Origin of the sequence: Streptomyces sp. NPDC056883 (assembly GCF_042788835.1) — a bacterium.
In the GTDB taxonomy this organism is placed as follows: Bacteria; Actinomycetota; Actinomycetes; order Streptomycetales; family Streptomycetaceae; genus Streptomyces; species Streptomyces stoeckheimensis.
Genome location: NZ_JBHUBS010000010.1, coordinates 131,255 through 148,267, shown reverse-complemented (window position 1 = coordinate 148,267; position 17,013 = coordinate 131,255). Strand labels below are relative to the sequence as shown.

16 protein-coding genes and 2 pseudogenes are annotated in these 17,013 nt (G+C 72.5%); 10 read left to right on the top strand and 8 right to left on the bottom strand.

All coding sequences use genetic code 11. The annotated features are described in order from the left end of the window. Positions 1-258: 258 nt before the first annotated feature. The 3 genes and pseudogenes from ACFRU2_RS24215 to ACFRU2_RS24205 form a co-directional block, all read right to left on the bottom strand. Positions 259-1,030: pseudogene (locus ACFRU2_RS24215) on the bottom strand (IS5 family transposase). A gap of 13 nt (positions 1,031-1,043) precedes the next feature. Continuing rightward, entirely contained in the window at positions 1,044-1,616 is a 573-nt protein-coding gene (locus tag ACFRU2_RS24210) for a HutD family protein (protein WP_382975486.1), read from the bottom strand. A gap of 189 nt (positions 1,617-1,805) precedes the next feature. Beyond that, positions 1,806-3,353 (bottom strand): MFS transporter, encoded by a 1,548-nt coding sequence (locus ACFRU2_RS24205; protein WP_382975484.1) that lies wholly within the window; start codon positions 3,351-3,353, stop codon positions 1,806-1,808. Positions 3,354-3,497: 144 nt separating this feature from the next. Here ACFRU2_RS24205 and ACFRU2_RS24200 point away from each other — a divergent pair, with 144 nt between their 5' ends. From ACFRU2_RS24200 to ACFRU2_RS24185, 4 genes are all read left to right on the top strand, one after another. Then, a complete protein-coding gene (locus tag ACFRU2_RS24200; RefSeq protein WP_382975482.1) occupies positions 3,498-3,941 on the top strand; it encodes a MarR family winged helix-turn-helix transcriptional regulator in 444 nt (147 codons plus the stop codon). Positions 3,942-4,067: 126 nt separating this feature from the next. Continuing rightward, positions 4,068-4,259 (top strand): DUF5302 domain-containing protein, encoded by a 192-nt coding sequence (locus tag ACFRU2_RS24195; RefSeq protein ID WP_243333056.1) that lies wholly within the window; start codon positions 4,068-4,070, stop codon positions 4,257-4,259. 342 nt (positions 4,260-4,601) lie between these two features. Then, on the top strand, positions 4,602-5,012 hold the full coding sequence (locus tag ACFRU2_RS24190) for a rodlin (protein ID WP_382975480.1): 411 nt from the start codon (positions 4,602-4,604) through the stop codon (positions 5,010-5,012). A 172-nt stretch (positions 5,013-5,184) separates the two neighbouring features. Further along, positions 5,185-6,096 (top strand): glycoside hydrolase family 19 protein, encoded by a 912-nt coding sequence (locus ACFRU2_RS24185; protein ID WP_382975771.1) that lies wholly within the window; start codon positions 5,185-5,187, stop codon positions 6,094-6,096. Positions 6,097-6,117: 21 nt separating this feature from the next. Here ACFRU2_RS24185 and ACFRU2_RS24180 read toward each other — a convergent pair whose 3' ends face one another. Together ACFRU2_RS24180 and ACFRU2_RS24175 are read right to left on the bottom strand one after the other, a co-directional pair. Beyond that, positions 6,118-8,892, bottom strand: a complete 2,775-nt coding sequence (locus tag ACFRU2_RS24180) for an AAA family ATPase (protein ID WP_382975478.1) — start codon at positions 8,890-8,892, stop codon at positions 6,118-6,120. A 251-nt stretch (positions 8,893-9,143) separates the two neighbouring features. Further along, positions 9,144-10,907, bottom strand: coding sequence for a S8 family serine peptidase (locus ACFRU2_RS24175; RefSeq protein ID WP_382975768.1), 1,764 nt, complete (start codon positions 10,905-10,907; stop codon positions 9,144-9,146). Positions 10,908-11,331: 424 nt separating this feature from the next. On the opposite strand from ACFRU2_RS24175, the gene pip reads away from it, so the two are divergent. Continuing rightward, positions 11,332-12,294: a prolyl aminopeptidase gene (gene pip, locus ACFRU2_RS24170; protein ID WP_382975476.1), complete on the top strand. Its 963-nt coding sequence runs from the start codon at positions 11,332-11,334 to the stop codon at positions 12,292-12,294. A 29-nt stretch (positions 12,295-12,323) separates the two neighbouring features. On the opposite strand, the gene ACFRU2_RS24165 is transcribed toward pip, so the two are convergent. After that, positions 12,324-13,076 carry a DUF1838 family protein gene (locus tag ACFRU2_RS24165; protein WP_382975474.1) on the bottom strand — a complete coding sequence of 251 codons (753 nt, stop codon included), beginning with the start codon at positions 13,074-13,076 and terminating at the stop codon, positions 12,324-12,326. A 163-nt stretch (positions 13,077-13,239) separates the two neighbouring features. On the opposite strand from ACFRU2_RS24165, the gene ACFRU2_RS24160 reads away from it, so the two are divergent. After that, positions 13,240-13,542, top strand: coding sequence for a putative quinol monooxygenase (locus ACFRU2_RS24160; RefSeq protein WP_382975472.1), 303 nt, complete (start codon positions 13,240-13,242; stop codon positions 13,540-13,542). Between the two features lie 3 nt (positions 13,543-13,545). Here the strand turns inward: ACFRU2_RS24160 and ACFRU2_RS24155 are convergent, their stop codons facing one another. After that, complete coding sequence (locus tag ACFRU2_RS24155) at positions 13,546-13,710, bottom strand: hypothetical protein (RefSeq protein ID WP_382975470.1); 165 nt, start codon at positions 13,708-13,710, stop codon at positions 13,546-13,548. Between ACFRU2_RS24155 and ACFRU2_RS24150 the strand changes: the two genes are divergently transcribed. From ACFRU2_RS24150 to ACFRU2_RS24135, 4 genes are all read left to right on the top strand, one after another. Next, positions 13,699-13,845, top strand: a complete 147-nt coding sequence (locus ACFRU2_RS24150) for a hypothetical protein (protein ID WP_382975468.1) — start codon at positions 13,699-13,701, stop codon at positions 13,843-13,845. The two genes, ACFRU2_RS24155 and ACFRU2_RS24150, sit on opposite strands and share 12 nt — an antisense overlap. 319 nt (positions 13,846-14,164) lie before the next feature. After that, positions 14,165-15,163 carry a DUF1996 domain-containing protein gene (locus tag ACFRU2_RS24145; protein WP_382975466.1) on the top strand — a complete coding sequence of 333 codons (999 nt, stop codon included), beginning with the start codon at positions 14,165-14,167 and terminating at the stop codon, positions 15,161-15,163. Between the two features lie 111 nt (positions 15,164-15,274). Further along, entirely contained in the window at positions 15,275-15,856 is a 582-nt protein-coding gene (locus ACFRU2_RS24140; protein ID WP_382975464.1) for a sigma-70 family RNA polymerase sigma factor, read from the top strand. Then, positions 15,853-16,575 (top strand): zf-HC2 domain-containing protein, encoded by a 723-nt coding sequence (locus ACFRU2_RS24135; RefSeq protein WP_382975462.1) that lies wholly within the window; start codon positions 15,853-15,855, stop codon positions 16,573-16,575. The genes ACFRU2_RS24140 and ACFRU2_RS24135 overlap by 4 nt, the downstream gene beginning before the upstream one ends. Before the next feature lie 327 nt (positions 16,576-16,902). Here ACFRU2_RS24135 and ACFRU2_RS24130 read toward each other — a convergent pair. Continuing rightward, positions 16,903-16,990: pseudogene (locus ACFRU2_RS24130) on the bottom strand. Positions 16,991-17,013 lie beyond the last annotated feature (23 nt).

Sequence of the window (17,013 nt, the reverse complement as noted above, 5' to 3'; positions counted from 1 at the left end):
CAGGCCGACCCGAATCTTCACTGGGCGGAGGAAGTGGCCCTTCTACGTCTTCACCCGATTCACGGATCCGGTCGCACTGAAGGCTCTCCACGATCATCTTCATGAGGAACATGGAGCTCTGTGGTGGCCGGATCGGTCCTGGGAAGGCATGGTTGCCGACCACTGCGCCCGGCATGATCGCGAAGGATGGGGCACGCATTCTCACAGCCATATCCCGGAGACCAGCTGGGAGTGAGAGCGACAGTCGGCCTCCCGCTGTCAGCCTGCCTGGCCGGGCAGTGAGGCAAGGCGTCGCCAGCAGATCAGTGCACACCCCAGGCTCAAGAAGGCCTCGTGGATGTCGTCGCGGATCTCCCAGCGGATCCGTAGACGGCGGAACCAGTGCAGGTGGGCAAACGCGCGCTCGACGACCCAGCGGTCGGTTCCCAGCCCGGAGCCGTGGTCAGTCCCCGGCGGGCGATCAGCGGCTTGACTCCGAGATTCCAGACCAGGCGACGGTATTTGTCGTGGTCGTAGCCGCGGTCGGCGAGGACGACGTCAGAGCGACGCCGGGGCCGGCCTCTCTTCCCGCGCACAGATGGCACCGCTTGAAGCAGTGGGATGAGTTGGGTGACATCGTTGCGGTTGCCGCCGGTCAGGGTGGCCGTGAGCGGGATACCGGTGGCGTCGGTGATCAGATGGTGCTTGCTGCCCGTCCTGCCCCGATCAACCGGGCTTCCTCCCGTCTTGGGTCCCCCCTTTAGGGCCCGGATGTGGGAACCGTCTACCGCTGCCCGGGAGAAGCCCAGGGCATTCGCACGGCGAAGCTTGGCGAGGAGAGCTTCGTGCAGCCGCGGCCACACATCGGCCTCGGTGTCCACTCCGCCAAGCGGCGCCAGCAGGTGATGCCAGAGCCGAAGCCGAGTTCCTGCGGCAGGTGTTCCCAGGGGATGCCGGTCTGCAGCACGAACAGGATGCCCTGAAACACCAGCCGGTCCGGATGCCGCTTGCGCCCCGGATGACGGACCCGGCGCTCAACCTTGGGCATCATTTCGTTAGGAGTTCTAATCCCGGGCGAGGCGGACGACCGCCGCGCGGCCGGTGCTCCGTAGCCCGATCTCCGCCGGGCCCGTGATCAGGGCGGCGTCGTACGGGCCCAGTTCCGCGGAGCCCGGCAGCTCGGCCGTGCCCTCCAGGGCCACGATCAGCAGGGTCTCGCCGGGCCGGACGGCGAGCGCGAGGTCACCCCGTACGACGGCGGTGTCGGCGGTGACCGTTCCCCGGCGGTACATCACGTTGAAGTTCACCACCGGCCCGGCCAGCAGCCGGCAGCCGGTCGGCTCGTCTCCGGGGAAGCGCTGGGGGACGTACCGCCGGTCCACGAGGCGTCGTGCGCCGCCGATCTCCAGGTCCATGCCGGCGCCCTCCGCGAGGGTGAGCGTGCGGTCGACGCCGGGGAACACGGAGAAGGCGCCGTCCGCGGTGACCTCAGCGAGGCTGACCCGCCAGCCGAAGTCGTCCATCCCGGAGCCCTCGGGTCCGGCGGCGATCTCGCGGGTCACTCCCCCGCCGTTCTTCCACCGGGCGGCCGGGCGGTCGGCCGCCCGCAGGATCCGGATCGGTTCTTCGCTGGTCATGGCACCCTTCCGGGCCCGGGAGATCCTTTCCGGGCCCGGTCGAGCCTATCCGGGCGCCTCGGTCCCACGACTGTGCGGGGACGTCCGGCGCGGGAACGGGCGAAGCCGCCCCCGGGTCCCGCCGTGTGTCCGGCAGGACCCTGGGGCGGCTCCGTGAGAACGTCGCTCCGGTGGTGCGGTGCGGACCGGTCAGGCGTCGGCCTTCGCGGCGGACGCCGTGGCAGCGGCCGGCTCGGTTGCCGCAGGCGCGGTCCCGGTCGAGGCGGCCACCGGCGCGCCGGCGCCCGTGGCGGCCGTCCGCGGCCCGTGGGTCCCGCGCAGGCCGATTCCGCTGATGACCGCGACCAGGCCGAAGGCCACCGCGCCGATGGCGAAGGTGAGGGTGAAGCCGGATTCGGCCGGCAGGGCGGGAACGCCCGCCGGAAGGTGCTCGATCGTCTTCGAGGCCAGGATGGTGGTCACGATCGCGCTGCCGATCGCGCTGCCCGTGGAGCGGGAGATCGAGTTGATGCCGTTGGCGATGCCGCTCTGGTGGTGCGGGACGCTCGCCATGATCACGGCGGGCATGGCCGCGTAGCCGAAGCTGACGGCCGCGCCGACGATGAGGCCGGCGCCGATCACCGAGGCGGTGTGGCCGTGGTCCAGGGCCAGCCAGCCGAAGCCGGCGGCGCCGAGGGCCGCGGCCACCGCCAGTGCGGCGCGCGGTCCGCGGTGGCGGACCAGCTGGCCGCCGATCGGCGAGGCGAGGAGCGAGACGATCGCGCCGGGCAGCAGGAACTCCACGGAGGCGCGCAGGATGGAGGCGTCGAAACCGTAGCCGGTCAGGGCCTTGGGCATCTGGACGAGGTAGGAGACGCCCAGGAAGTTCGCGAACATGCCGAAGCCGACGAGGATGCCGGCCAGGTTGGCCATCAGGACCGGACGGTGGACGAACATCCGCATGTCGACGAGGGGCTCGCGGACCTTGAGCTCGGTGAACACCCAGACGGCGGTCATGACGACGGCGCCCGCGAAGCTGCCCAGCGTGCGGCCGGAGGCCCAGCCCCACTCGTGGCCCTGGGAGATCGGCAGCAGGAGCAGCAGCAGGGCGATGCCCAGGGTGAGCGCACCGAGGAAGTCCGTACGGCCGCCGGTCTTGTGCCGGGTCGCCGGAACCAGGAAGACGACGGCGAGCAGCGCGAGCACGGCGAAGCCGGTGGCCATCCAGAAGGCGTTGCGGTAGTCGGCGTCGCTGCCGGAGGTCAGCAGGCCGGTGGCGACGAGCGCGAGGCCGCTGCCGAACGCGAGGGTTCCGCTGACCAGGGCCATCGCTCCGGGGAGCTTCTGCGGGCGGACCTCCTCGCGCAGTACCGAGAGGGCGAGCGGGAAGATCGCGGTGGCGGCGCCCTGCAGGACGCGGCCGAGGAGGAGCAGGGGCAGCGAGGACGCCAGCGCCGCGATGACGGAGCCCGCGACCATGACGCCGAGTACGGCCACCAGCGTCGGCTTCTTGCCGTGCTGGTCGCCGAAGCGGCCCAGCAGCGGGGTGAAGACGGCGGCGGACAACAGGGTGGCGGTGGTCACCCAGCTGACGTTGGCGGTGGTGGTGCCGAGATCGCTGCGGATCAGGCCCAGGATCGGGACCGGCAGCGTCTGCATCATCGACACGACCATGGCGGCCAGGCTCAGGGCGAAGACGATGACCGTCTCGTTCCGGTGGCCGCCGGCCCGGGTGGTGGCGGAGGTGGTGGTGCTCATGGCAGGGAAGACCTTCTCAGTGCTTCAGATCGCAGATGTTTGACGTCATCAAGTACTTCGACTCCAGCAGACGGTAGACCTCAATAGTTAAGGTGGTCAAGTAAAAGGTTGATAATGTGAAGCACCTTGAGTACGCTCCGGGGCATGAGCGCCACCACCCCCCACGCCGTCCCGACCAAGCTGGAGCTGCTGGAGCTGCTCGCCGCGATCGGCACCGCCCAGTGGCGCGATTTCGCGGGGGCCGCAGCCCGCCACGGCCTCACCTCCACCCAGGCGAAGGTCCTCGCCCAGTTGAACGGCCCCCTCCCGATGCGCGGCCTCGCCACCCTGCTGGTGTGCGACGCCTCGAACGTGACCGGCATCGTGGACCGGCTGGAGGCCCGCGAGCTGGTGCGCCGCGAGCCCGATCCCGCGGACCGGCGCGTCAAGAACGTCGTGGCCACGGACGCGGGCCGCGAGGTGATGCGCCGGGTGCGCGAGGAGATGCAGGCCACGCACGGCGCGCTCGACATCCTGGACGACACCGAGCGCGCGACCCTCCACGCCCTGCTGGAGCGACTGCGCCCGACCCTGGAGAAGGACGCCTGAGACCGCCCCCGGAGCAGCTCCGGAACTGCTCCGGAGCCGACTCGAGGCCGCTCCGCCCGAACCCGTTGGCCAGGGGAAACGCCACCTGACAGACTGCAACGGCTTCAGAACATTCCAGGAGGACGCATGTCAGAAGAATCAGACACCCCGCAGAACGAATCGCCGGCCGAGGAGGCCAAGCGGAAGTTCAAGGAGGCCCTGGAGCGGAACGCCGCCAATGCTCAGTCGCAGCAGGCACACCAGAGCCGGGCGAAGATCCAGGGCGCCGGCGGCAACCCCGGGGGCAAGAACAAGAAGGTCCGCCGCAAGACCGGCTGACCGCGGCGACGTCGCGTTGCCGCGACACCGCCCCTGCCGGCCCCGACCGGGTCCGGGACCTGCACCACGGTCCGGATCCGGTCGGGGCGGCACCTCCGCCCCGCGCACGGGGCGCGCACCCGGGGCGCACGCGCACGTACGCACTCGGGGCACTGGATCCGCCCGCCTGTCGCGCCCGTCGGCGTTCGGTCAATCGGCCGATGCGGGACCGCACCTGTGGAGTGCAAGGTTGGGCCACTCGGGTGATGGGTGATAACCCCCGGTGTCCACGGCAGTTGAGCAGCTCGTCCCGCCGAGGGCAGCTATCTCATGCGACAGTGCGACAGAAGAAGGATCCCCCACATGCTCAAGAAGTTCATGGCCACCGCAGCCGCCACCGCCGCCGTTCTGGGTGCCGGTGCCGCCGTAGCCTCCCCGGCGATGGCGATCGGCAACGACAACGGCGTCAACACGGTCAACGGCAACGAGTCCTCCCAGCTCTACGGCAACCAGGAGACCTCCGGCGCCATGAGCCCGCAGATGGCCGCGATCCAGGGCTCCCTGAACAAGCTCTGTGTCGGCCTGCCCGCGAAGGTCAACGCGCAGTCGATCCTGGCCCTGATCAACGTCGGCGTCCAGGACATCCCGATCGCGTCCAACCCGCAGAACCAGCAGTGCGCCGAGAACTCCACCCAGGCCAAGGGTGACGAGACCGCCTCGCACATCCTGGACAACATCCCGGTCCTCTCCGGCAACCTCTCCGCCGGTAGCTGACCCTCGACGAAGCGCCGGTGCACTGCCCTTCGGGGCGGCGCACCGGCGCTTCGTTTTGGTCTAGACCTTGACAGGTCCAGACCATCCTCGCTTCAGTGGGCGCAGTTGTCCGTTGTCCGTTGCCCCCCACGGCAACTCCCCCCACTGAAGGAGAACTTCCGTGAAGCGCACCCTGCGCCGCCGCGCCCTCTCGCTGGCCGCCACCGCGGCCGTCACCCTCGGCCTCGCGATCGCCCTCCCCTCCTCCCCCGCCGCCGCGGCTCCCGCCTGCGCCGGCGCGTGGGCATCCTCCGCCGTCTACACCGGCGGCACGAGCGCCTCGTACGGGGGCCACAACTGGCAGGCCAAGTGGTGGACCCAGGGCGAGACCCCCGGCACCACCGGCCAGTGGGGCGTCTGGTCGGACCAGGGCGTCTGCGGAGGCGGACAGACCCCGAACCCGGATCCGACCACCCCCAACCCCTCCGGATTCGTGGTCAGCGAAGCCCAGTTCAACCAGATGTTCCCGAACCGGAACCCCTTCTACACCTACAACGGCCTGGTCGCGGCCCTGTCGGCCTACCCCGGCTTCGCCACCACCGGTGACGACACCGTCAAGCGGCGCGAAGCGGCCGCCTTCCTGGCCAACGTCTCGCACGAGACGGGCGGGCTGGTGCACATAGTCGAGCAGAACACCGCCAACTACCCGCACTACTGCGATGCGAACCAGCCCTACGGCTGTCCCGCCGGGCAGGCCGCCTACTACGGGCGCGGGCCCATCCAGTTGAGCTGGAACTTCAACTACAAGGCGGCCGGCGACGCCCTGGGCATCAACCTCCTGGCCAACCCCTACCTGGTGGAGCAGGACCCGGCCGTCGCGATGAAGACGGCGCTCTGGTACTGGAACACGCAGAACGGCCCGGGCACGATGACCGCCCACGCAGCCATGGTGAACGGCGCCGGTTTCGGCGAGACCATCCGCTCCATCAACGGTGCCCTGGAGTGCAACGGCGGCAACCCGGCGCAGGTGCAGAGCCGGGTGAACACGTACCAGAGCTTCATCCAGATCCTCGGCGTGACCCCGGGGAACAACCTGAGCTGCTGAGGCGGCTCTTCACCGCTCCGGTCAGCCCAGCCGCAGCGTGGTGGCCAGCTGGGCCCGGGACCGGACGTCCAGCTTCTGGTAGATCCGGGTCAGCCGGGCCTCCACGGTCTTCACGCTGACGAAGAGCTTCGCGGCCGCCTCCTGGTTGCTGGCGCCCTGTGCCACCAGCACCGCGAGGCGGGTCTCCGCCTCGGTGAGGGAGGCCAGGGGCCGGGCCCCGGCGCCCTCGCCCGGGGCGGGGCACGGGGACGGTTCCCGGGCGAGCTCGGTCCACGGAGCGGCGCCCGCCCGGGCGAAGACCTCGGCCGCCGCCCCCAGCGCGGCGCGGGCGGGTGCGCGCCGCCGGCGGCGGCGTTCCACCCGGGCGAGGGCCAGCAGCGTACGGGCCCGCTCCAGGGGAAGTTCGAGGAGCTCGAAGCGCTGCGCGGTGTCCTCCAGCAGGGCCACCGCCGCATCGGCGTCGCCCTGCGCCGACAGGCACAGGCCCCGGGCCCGGTCGAGGGCGGCGATCACGCTGGTGCGGCCGAGCGCGAGGGCCGTCGTACGCACCCTGGCCTGGAGCTCGGCGGCCTCCTCGGGCACGTCGGCGAGAACCAGGGCCTCGGCGAGCTCGCCGTGCCAGCGCAGGATCGAGGGGTCGACCACCTGCTGGGCGGCCTCCAGTTCGGCCACCCGACGCAGGGTCGTGACGGCTTTCGCGGCCTCGCCCGTGGCCAGTTCGACCAGGCCGAGCACGTACAGGCCGCGGGAGAGGAACACCTGGTCGTGCTCCTCCTCGGAGGCCTGGATGCCGCGCCGGGCGTATCCGGCGGCCCGTGCGAAACCCCCGCCCATGGCCTCGGCCAGGGCAGCCAGGTACCAGGCGGGGCCGGGCGAGAGGCCGGCCTCGACGGTCAGCTCCAGGGCGTCACGGGCGTGCGCGGTGGCAGCCGCGCACCTGCCCCGGCGCAGTTCCACCTCGGTGAGGCTGCGCAGCACCTCGAAGACGTCCTCGGCGGAGCCGGTGCGCCGTACGGCGGGCAGCAGCACGAGCAACTGGCGCCGGGCGTCGGCGTTCCGGTCGTCGAAGAGGGCGTGGCGGACGGCGAGGTACTGCGGGGCGTTGCGCATGCCGAGGGGTACCTCGGGTGCCGGCAGGGCGAGGGCCTCGGCGAGGATCTCCTCGGCGTCCCGGTCCCCGAGGATGCGGCCCATGCGGGCCCGTACGGTCAGCGCCATGGCCTCGGCGACCTGGTCTCCGCCGCTGCGGGCCAGTACGCCGGCCTCCGCGGCGGCGTCGCGGGAGCGGACGGGGTCGCCGTCGCTGAGGTTGTGCTTCCAGGCGGTCCGCAGCCGCACGGCGGCCTGGAGGGCGGGGTCGCCCTCGGCGTCGGCCATGGCGTACGCAAAGGTCTCGTCGAGGGCCCCGAGGGCCTGACCGGCGGCGTCGATGACGGCGAGGCGGGCACGCACCCGGTCGCCCGGCGAGGCGTCGCGGGCGAGCACGGCGCGTGTGGCGCGGCGGGCCAGGTCGGCGCGGCCGGCCCAGCCCGCGTCCTCGGCGGCGGCAACCAGCCGGGCGAGCTCCTCCCCGGGCAGGTGGTAGGGGGTCCGGTCGGCCGCGAGCAGGCCGAGTTCGGCGGCCAGCGCCCGCTGGCCACGGCGCCTGCAGGACGCGGCGGCTTCGGTGACCTCGGCGGCGAGCGCCTGGTCCGGGGCGTCCACGGCCAGCGCCCGGTGGCGTACGGCCTGGACGGGGTCGTCCACGGCGGCGGCCAGCGCGGCGTGCCCGGCGGCGCGTTCGGGCCAGCCCGCGTCGGCGGCCAGCGCGGTCGGCAGGGCCCCGGCCATGAACCGGATCGTGCCGTCCTCTTCCACGGTGACCAGCGCGGCCCGCTCGGCCACGGCGAGCTCCGCCTCCGCGGCCAGTCGGCCGGCCCGGCGCAGCAGCGCGGTGGTGGGGCGTGCGGCGAGGGCGGCGTAGAGCAGGGTGCGCCGGGCCTGGGCGGGCACGACGCCGAGGAGACGGCGGGCCACCTCACGGGCCTGCCCGGAGACGGGCAGCGGATCGGCGTGGTGGGCGCCGCCGTCGCGGGAACCGGCGGCTTCGGCGACGGAGCGGCCGAGCGCCAGGGCGAGGCGCGGGTTGCCGCCGCTGGCCTGGTGGATCCGGCCGGCGAGACGGGCCGGAAGCCCCCGGCGCATCAGCAGCTCGGCGATCTCGTCGGTGCCGAGCGGGGGCACCCGTATCTGTGGGGTGTCCGGTCCGCAGAGGGGCTCGGAGAGCGGGGTTCCGCCCTGGACGCATTCGGCGGCGAGGACCCGGACCCGGGGCGGGGTCAGGCCCAGGGCGAAGCGGAGCAGGTCGGTGCTCTCCGCGTCCAGCCACTGGGCGTTGTCGAGCGCGAGCAGGACGGGGCCGCGGGCGGCGAGGGTGCGCAGCACCTCGACGACGGCGAGGCGCAGGGCGACGTGGTCGCGGCCGACGCGGGGTGCGTCGGTTTCCCGCCGCAGGAGGGCGATGGCGGTGCGCTGCGGTCCGGAGAGGCATTCCAGCGCGGCGGCCGGGACGGAGGCGAGGAGGGCGGCGGCAGCGGCTTCCGGTATCCACCGGTCGGCGGCTCCGGGGGTGAGATGGAGCACGGTCTCGTGGCGCAGCGCGGCGGCCTCGGTGAGGGCGCGCAGCACCTCGGTCTTGCCGGAGCCTGCGGGTCCGGTGAGCAGGGCGCGTCCGTGCGTGGTCAGCGCGCGGTCGACCGTCTTGATCAGTTCACCGTGTCCCACGGTCGTGTCGGCGTTCCCCGTCGCCACCACCACGCACAGCCACCAGCCTCTCGCTTGCCCGACTCTGTGCCCTTCCTGTGAGACGCGACAATACGAGGTCGGATGGCCGGCGGGCCGGGATTGTGACGCAGAATTCAGTCACGTGACAGGAAAACCCGCCCGACCTGCCGATACGCGGTGTATCAGCAGGTCGGGCGGGCTGTTGGTCCGTACTATCGGCCCGTCAGGCCGAGTTGGGCCGCGGCGGGGATCCGGCCCGGAGGGCCGGACTCAGCAGGCCAGGCTCAGAAGGTCAGGCTCCAGGAGTCGATCTTGCCGGTGTCGCCGCCGGCGTTGTCGTTGACGCGCAGCTTCCAGGTGCCGTTCGCGACCTCGGAGGACGCGTTCACGGTGTAGACCTGGTTGATGTTGTCGGCGCTGCCGCCGGTCCGGTTGTGCACCGTGTAGACGGTGCCGTCCGGGGCGACCAGGTCGACCTTCAGGTCACCGATGTAGGTGTGGACGATGTTGACGCCGACCTTGAGGGTGGCCGGGGCGTTGCCGGTGACACCGGTGACGGTGACCGGGCTCTCCACGGTGGCGTTGTCGCCGATCGCGAAGTCCGTGGTGTTCTCGAAGCCCGGGGTGGGCGGGGTCGAGGTCACGGCCGCCACGGACGCGGCGGCGTCGGCGAGGCCGGTGCCGCAGCCGCCGGTGCAGGTGCCGGCCAGCGGGCGGGCGTTCGCCTTGATCGCGGACTCGATCTGGGCCGGGGTCAGCGCGGAGTTCGCCGACTTCAGCAGGGCGGCGAGGCCCGCGACGTGCGGGGCGGCCATGCTGGTGCCCTGGTAGGGCTCGTAGTTCTCGGCGCCGGGGGTGGTGGCGCCGGTGTTCAGGGTGGACCAGATGCCGTTCTCGGGCGTGGTGATGGTGCCGGGCGTGTCGGTGGCGCGGCGGGTCTCACCGCCCGGGGCGGCGACGTCGATGATCGCGCCGTAGTTCGAGTAGAACGAGCGGTCGCCGGTGCGGTTGCTGGCGGCGACGTTGATCACGTTGTTGCAGCTGGCGGGCGAGAAGCCGGCCGCGTCGGCGTTGCTGTTGCCGGCGGCGACGACGACGGTCGTGCCGCGGCCGACGGCGGCGTTGATGGCGTTCTGGTACGTGGAGGTACAGGCACCCGAGCCGCCGAGGCTCATGTTGATGACCTTGGCCGGGGTCGCGTTGGCCGGGACGCCAGAGACGGTGCCGCCGGAGGCCCAGGTGATGGCGTCGACGATGTCCGAGGTGGCACCGCCGCACTTGCCGAGCACGCGGACGGGCTGGATCTTCGCGCCGTACGCGATGCCCGCGATGCCCTTGGAGTTGCTCGTGGCGGCGGCGATGGTGCCGGCGACGTGCGTGCCGTGCCAGGAGGAGTCACTGGCCTTGGAGCCGGTGCCGCACTCGCCGGCCGCGCTCCAGTCACCCTGGTCGGCCGGGTTGTTGTCGCGGCCGTTGCCGTCACGGGCGGCGGTGGAGCTGGAGATGAAGTCGTAGCCCGCGACCACGTTGGCGGCGACGTCGGAGTGGGCGACGTAGCCGGTGTCGATCACGGCCACGGTGACGCCCGAGCCGGTGGTCGTGTCCCAGGCTGCCGGAACGTTCATGCCGGCGGTCGACTCGAAGAGGTCCCACTGCTTGGCGTACTCGGTGTCGTTGGGGGTGACGGCGAGGGCGTAGGCGCGGGAGTCGGGCTCGACGTAGGCGACGTCGGGGTCGGCGCGGAACTGGGCCATGACGGCGGCGGCGTCGGCCGGGGTGCCGAGGGAGACGAGGGCGGCTCCGGTGCCGAGGCGGCGATCGAACTTCGCCTTCTTCGAGGCCTTCTTGCCCTTGGCCTCCGCGTCCGCTGCGGCGGCGGAGTTGGAGCCGGCCTCTGCGGCCGAGGACTTGTACCCGACGATGAGGTTCTCGACGGGGGCCACGGCGGTGGGGGCGCCGGCAGCCGGGAGGGTCGAGGCGGGGGCGGGATCCGCGGCGGTCAGCGCCAGGGAGGTGGTGGCGGAGCCGGCGAGCAGGGTGACGGACATCGCCACCACGGATATGAGCCTGCGTCGTCTGGATGCGTGCACGGTGTTCCCTTTCGCGGGCCGCCACAGAACGCGCCGGGGCGGCCGGTTGGTGCAGTGTGGGAGGTTGACCGGCGGCGGCGGGACCGGAACGAGCTGGTCAAACCCGCCCGGCCACCGCTGCTGCACACCACGTCGTCGCCCGCCGCAGCGTCGGGGCTGGGCAACGGTGGCACCGGCGACGGACCGCCCTCGCAGCTTCGCGCCATGTGGGGTGGGCGCGGGGGCTGTTCGGACGGGAGGATCGCCGGTGGGCAGACAGTAGGCAAAGCGGGGATGAACGCGATACGGGGAAAACCCTTGTCCGCACCCTGCCGGGCCCCCCGTAGGGTGGCCGGGGCCCGGCGAACGGCCGTCCGGGACGGGGAGACGAGGAGGTCCGGACGTGGGAGAGCTCTACCCGCCGGTCGAGCCCTACGACAAGGGGATGCTCGACGTCGGCGACGGGAACGTCATCTACTGGGAGGTCTGCGGCAATCCGGACGGGAAGCCCGCCCTCGTGGTCCACGGCGGTCCGGGGTCGGGGTGCACCGAAAAGGCCCGCCGGCTCTTCGATCCGGCACGCTACCGGGTCGTCCTGTTCGACCAGCGCGGCTGCGGCCGCAGCACCCCGCACGCGAGCGATCCGGCGACCGACATGCGGCACAACACCACCGGGCACCTGGTCGCCGACATGGAGCGGCTGCGCGAGCACCTCGGCATCGGCCGCTGGCTGCTGTACGGCGGCTCGTGGGGCTCCACCCTGATCCTGGCCTACGCCGAGCGGCACCCGGAGCGGGTCTCGGAGATCGTCATCGCGGCCGTCACCACCACCCGGCGCTCGGAGATCGACTGGCTGTACCGCGGCGTCGGCCGGTACTTCCCCGAGCAGTGGGAGCGCTTCGTCGCCGGATCCGGCGGCGCCGCGCGCGACGGCGACCTCGTCGGGGCCTACGCCCGCCTGGCGGCCGATCCCGACGAGGAGGTACGGGCGAAGGCCACGGCGGACTGGTGCGCCTGGGAGGACGCGGTGCTGTCCGGGGAGACGAAGGGCGGCTCCCTGCCGTACACCGGCCGGCCGCCGGCGGCCCGGGTCGCCCTCGTCCGCATCTGCTCGCACTACTTCTCGCACGGGGCCTGGCTGGAGGAGGGCGAGCTGCTGCGCGGGGCCCACCGGCTGGCCGGGATCCCGGGCGTCCTGATCCACGGCCGGCTCGACATGGGCAGCCCCCTCGACACGGCCTGGGAGCTGTCCCGCGCCTGGCCCGGCGTGGAGTTGACCGTGGTGGAGGAGGCGGGACACATGGGCGGGACGGCCACCCTCGGCCATGTGCTCGGGTCTCTCGACCGGTTCGCGGCCGGCGGCTGAGAGCCCTAGGGGTGTCCGGCCTGCCGGGCTCAGGCGCCGGGCGGGTCGGACGGCGGGTTGAGCCTGCGGAAGTACGTCCAGCTGGTCTCGTTCGGCTCCGTCCACTTCTCGGGGGCGTGGGCGAACTCTGGGTGGTGGGCGGCGACGTACGCGCGGGTCCGCTCCGGGACCTCCGCGTAGGAGGCGAGCTTGCGGCCCCGGCAGTGGAAGGTGAGCCCGCCGGGGCGCGGTCCCTGTTCCATCCAGGGGAGCCAGGGAGACATCCGGGTCCAGGACATGGTGGCCGGGACGCTGGGCTCGCCGGTGGCGAGGACCGAGGCGGGGGCGAAGAACTGGAAGAGCTCCAGGGCGCGGTAGGTGTCGTCGGCCGAGTTCGCGGGGTACTGCGCGACGGGCAGCGGGGAGGGGTACGAGAGCGGGATCTCCAGGCTGAAGCAGACCTCGTCGCCCAGTGCGGTCATGGGGACGGGGAAGGGGCGCCACCTCTGGTTCGCGGGGTCGTTCCAGACGTGGACCACGGGCTTGTCCTCCCAGGTCTCCAGGATCTCCCGGGTCAGCGGGTCCAGGTAGAACGCGGCCTCACGGGTGAGGAGCTGGTAGGTCCCCGGCGCCTCGTCCTCCACCAGCCGGGCCACATTGAGGCCCTCGAAGCCGAAGAGGCGCCGGTACGGCTCACCGAGGGCCCAGGCGTGGACGTCGCCGGTCCACCAGAAGGTGACCTCGGATCCGTCGAGGGAGGCGCGGGTACGGGCGAGGGCCTGCAAGAGGTCTTCGGGTGTCATACCTGGCCACTCTGCGCGGTCGGCCCGTACCGGGCAAGGACCGGACCGGCCATGCGTGGCGGAACGGCCATGCGTAGCGGAACGGCCACGGGCGGGGGCCGTGCATCCCGTCCTGCGGAAATGCCTTTCCGTCGCCCGGCCTTGTCGATCTAGCATGCGGCCCATGCCATCGACAGTTCGACTCCTGATCCTCATCACCACCCTCCCGGGCCGCGGCCGGGAGCAGATCGAGGCCTACGAGCGCCTCGCGCCGGCCGTACGGGCCGAGGAGGGTTGCATCCGCTACGACATGCACCAAGTGAGCGGCGATCCGGACCGGTTCGCCCTCGTCGAGGAGTGGTCCTCCCGGGAGGCCCTCGCCGCGCACGACGTCACCCCGCACATGATCGAGGCGGACGCTGCGAGCCCGGCGTTCCGCGCGGGACCCGCAGAGGTGATCGAGCTCGACGCGGCGCCGCTGGCCTGAGGATCAGCCGCGGCGGGCGCCGCCCCGCCCCGGCAGCTCGATCTCGCGGGCCGCGCGCGGGGAGTGCACGCCCCGGTCGAGGGCTTCGGCATCCCGCAGTTCGGAGGCGGCATCCCGCTCCCGGCCGCCCAGCCGGTACAGCCGGGCCCGTTCCACGTGGGTGAGCACGATCGCGCGTTCCTGCCGGGCGGGACGGGAGGCCTGCGAGGCGTCCAGGGCGGCGTGGGCCGCGGGACGGTCCCCGAGCAGGCCGAGGACGGGGTGCTGCCGCGCAGCCGGTGGGCGACCGAGGTGCGGTCGTAGCCGGTGGTGAGGCCGACCGCCTGCGCGCTCGTGTTGAGCCGCCGGGCCAGGGCTTCGTAGGTCCAGCCGGTTTCCCCGATCAGGCGGTGCAGGAGGTGGTTGGCAGCGGGCACGGCGGTGGTCCTTCCTTGCGATGCGGGTCGCTCGAGAAGGCTGCTTTGCCGCGGGAACGGCCAAACGGGGGCAAAGCTTGCGGGCCCCGGGCCGCGGGGCCCCTGCGCGCACCGCCTCCGCCGGTTTCCGGGGCCCCGGCCGGCCGGTGACCGTCCTGCGGACGCCCGGTTGACGGAGGCGGGGGTGGGCGGCAACGGTGACCCGCATGGGGAACGAACGCCGACTGCTCACGCTGCTGATCTGCCTGGTGCTGGGCTCCGGGCTGACCGCCGCCGTACTGGGGGCCGCGCGCACCGGCGGGCCCGGCGCGCCGGCGACCGGAGCCGGTCCCGTGCCCGCCGACTTCGTGGACTTCCGGGAGGTCCCGGCCGGGCCCGCCGAGCCCCCCGCCGCGGGTCCGCAGGCCTCCGCGGGCCGGGTGTCGGTGGATTGCGGCCGCAACGCGGAGGGCCACTACAACGAGGACAACCTCGTCGTCTCCCCGGGACTGCGCTCCGGCGCCCACCACACGCACGGCTACGTCGGGAACCTGTCCACGGACGCCTTCTCCACCGATGCCTCCCTGGACGCGGCCGCCACCAGTTGTGCCGGCGGGGACCGTTCCACGTACTACTGGCCGGTGCTGCGCCGCACCGACCGGCCGGGCGACCGGCCGCACGAGGGAACCGCGGGCCACGGGAACGCGGGCGCGATCCTGCCGGAGGCCGCGGTGTCGGTGGAGTTCCTGGGCAGTCCGGTGAGCAAGGTGGTGGCGATGCCCCGGTTCCTGCGCGCGATGACCGGCGACGCGGTGGCCCTCACCGCGGACTCCGACGAGGACGTGCGGGCCCGATGGGGCTGTTCGGGCTCCCCCGACCGGTCCACCACCCGCTACCCGCGCTGCCCGCAGGGCGAGCGCCTCACCCGTACGCTCACCTTCCCGAGCTGCTGGAACGGCCTCGACACTGCCGCCCCGGGACACCGCACGCACCTGCGCTTCCCGGCGGCGAACGGGGTCTGCCCGCAGGACACCTTCCCCGTACCGCGGTTGCGGATCTCCCTCGCCTACGACGTGCCCCCGGGGGCGCCCCTCGCCCTCGACTCCTTCCCCGAGCAGCGGCACAGCCCCAAGACGGACCACGGGATGTTCGTGAACGTGATGACCGGCCCGCGGATGGACGAGGTCGTGGACTGCCTCAACCAGGGCCGCACCTGCCGGACCTGAGCGGTGGAGCGCGCACCGCGGCTCCCAGGTGACGCAGGTCACGTGAACCCGGTGCCCGTGGGTGGCGTGTTGTGACCGCACCACGTAAGCGAGGAAGACGGAGAGGGTGAGATGGCCGGACCACTGTGGCCCCGCACTCGGCGGGGCTCGACCGACGAGGCACTGATCAAGTCCGTGTACGAAGAGCACGGTCACGCCCTGCTCGCGTACGCGACCCGGCTGACCGGGGACCGGGCAGCGGCCGAGGACATCGTCCAGGAGACCCTGATCAGGGCCTGGCGCCACTCCGAGGTCCTGGTGAACGGAAAGGGTTCCGTACGCGGCTGGCTGCTCACGGTGGCCCGCAACATCGTCACCGACCGGTACCGGGCGAAGGCGGCCCGGCCGCCGGAGGTGTCCGGATCGCCGGCGCATCCGCCGGTGGAGGCGGACCACGCCGATGCGGTCGTGGACACGATGACCGTGCTGGGCGCCCTGGACCGGCTGTCGCCGGAACACCGGGACGTGCTGACGGAGTTGTACTACCGGCAGCAGAGCGTCGCCGAGGCGGCCGACACCCTCGGCATCCCCGCCGGCACGGTGAAATCGCGCTCGCACTACGCGCTCAAGGCGCTCAGAGAAGTCTTCAGGGAAAGCACGCGCACGGGCGGCCCGTCTCCGCGGCCCGGCGGACTGCAGGAGGTGGTGGCATGAACGGGCAGCGGCACGAGGAGGAACTCCTCGGCCCGTACGTTCTCGGCGTCCTGGACGACGCGGAGGTCCGCCGGGTCGAGGAACACGTGGACGGCTGCGTGCAGTGCCGTCAGGAGGTGACGGCTTTGCGCGAGATGGAGACGGCGCTGGGCGAGGTGCCCCCCGAGGCGTTCCTCGACGGTCCGCCGCAGGGCGGGGACCTGCTGCTCCAGCGCACCCTGCGCCAGATGCGCCAGGAGGTGGACGGGGCGCGCCGGCGCCGGACCGCGTTCGCGGGACTGGCCGTGGCGGCCTCGCTGACCGCCGTCTTCTGGGCCGGTACGCAGCTGGGCGGCGAGAACGTCGAGGTCGAGGCCCGGCCGCTGCCGACGGTCTCGGCCCAGCCCTCTCCCCCGGCGGCGGGGACCAAGGTGGCCTCCGCGACGGATGCGGGCACGGGCGCGCGGATGACCGTACAGGTGACGCCCGCGGCCAAGTGGGTGCGGGTGCACGCCGCGGTGGCGGGCATTCCGGCGGGCGAGCGCTGCCGGATCGTCGTGGTCTCCCGGGACGGTACGCGCACCACCGCGGGCGGCTGGGTGGTGGGCACCGCGGAACACGGCGAGGGCAAGGGCGCTGCGCTGGACGGCTCGGCGGCGGTGGACCCGGCGGACGTCCGGGCGGTCCTGGTGGAGAACGAGTCGGGCACGGCGTTCGTCTCGGTGCCCATGCCCGCGTAACGGCGGGCCCGCGTAACGGCGGGCCGGCGGGCCTGCGGGCCGGCGAACGTGACGGAGCCCGGGAGCATGTCCAGCTCCCGGGCTCCAGCTTGCCACCCATTTGCGCACACCGACGGCGTTTAAGAGCCGCGGGTCATATTGAGATCGACGTGTTCTGCCTTTGAACTACAGCGGCACGAGAGAGCCGCCGAGGGGACTTGAACCCCCATCCGTCGATGTTCGCCCGCGCTCGGTCGATCCGGTGTTCGGCGGCGAATACTGAGACTGGAGCGAGAATCTGAGTTTGACGGGGCCGCCTCTGCCGGACTTGGGCCACCCCCGCACGTGTGCGGGGGGAGGGATTCGAACCCCCACCTGACACCCCATGATCAGCTTCAACATCAGTTTCAGCTTGCGCTCATCGCGCACCCCCCGCTCGCGACGGGGGGCGAATGTGGG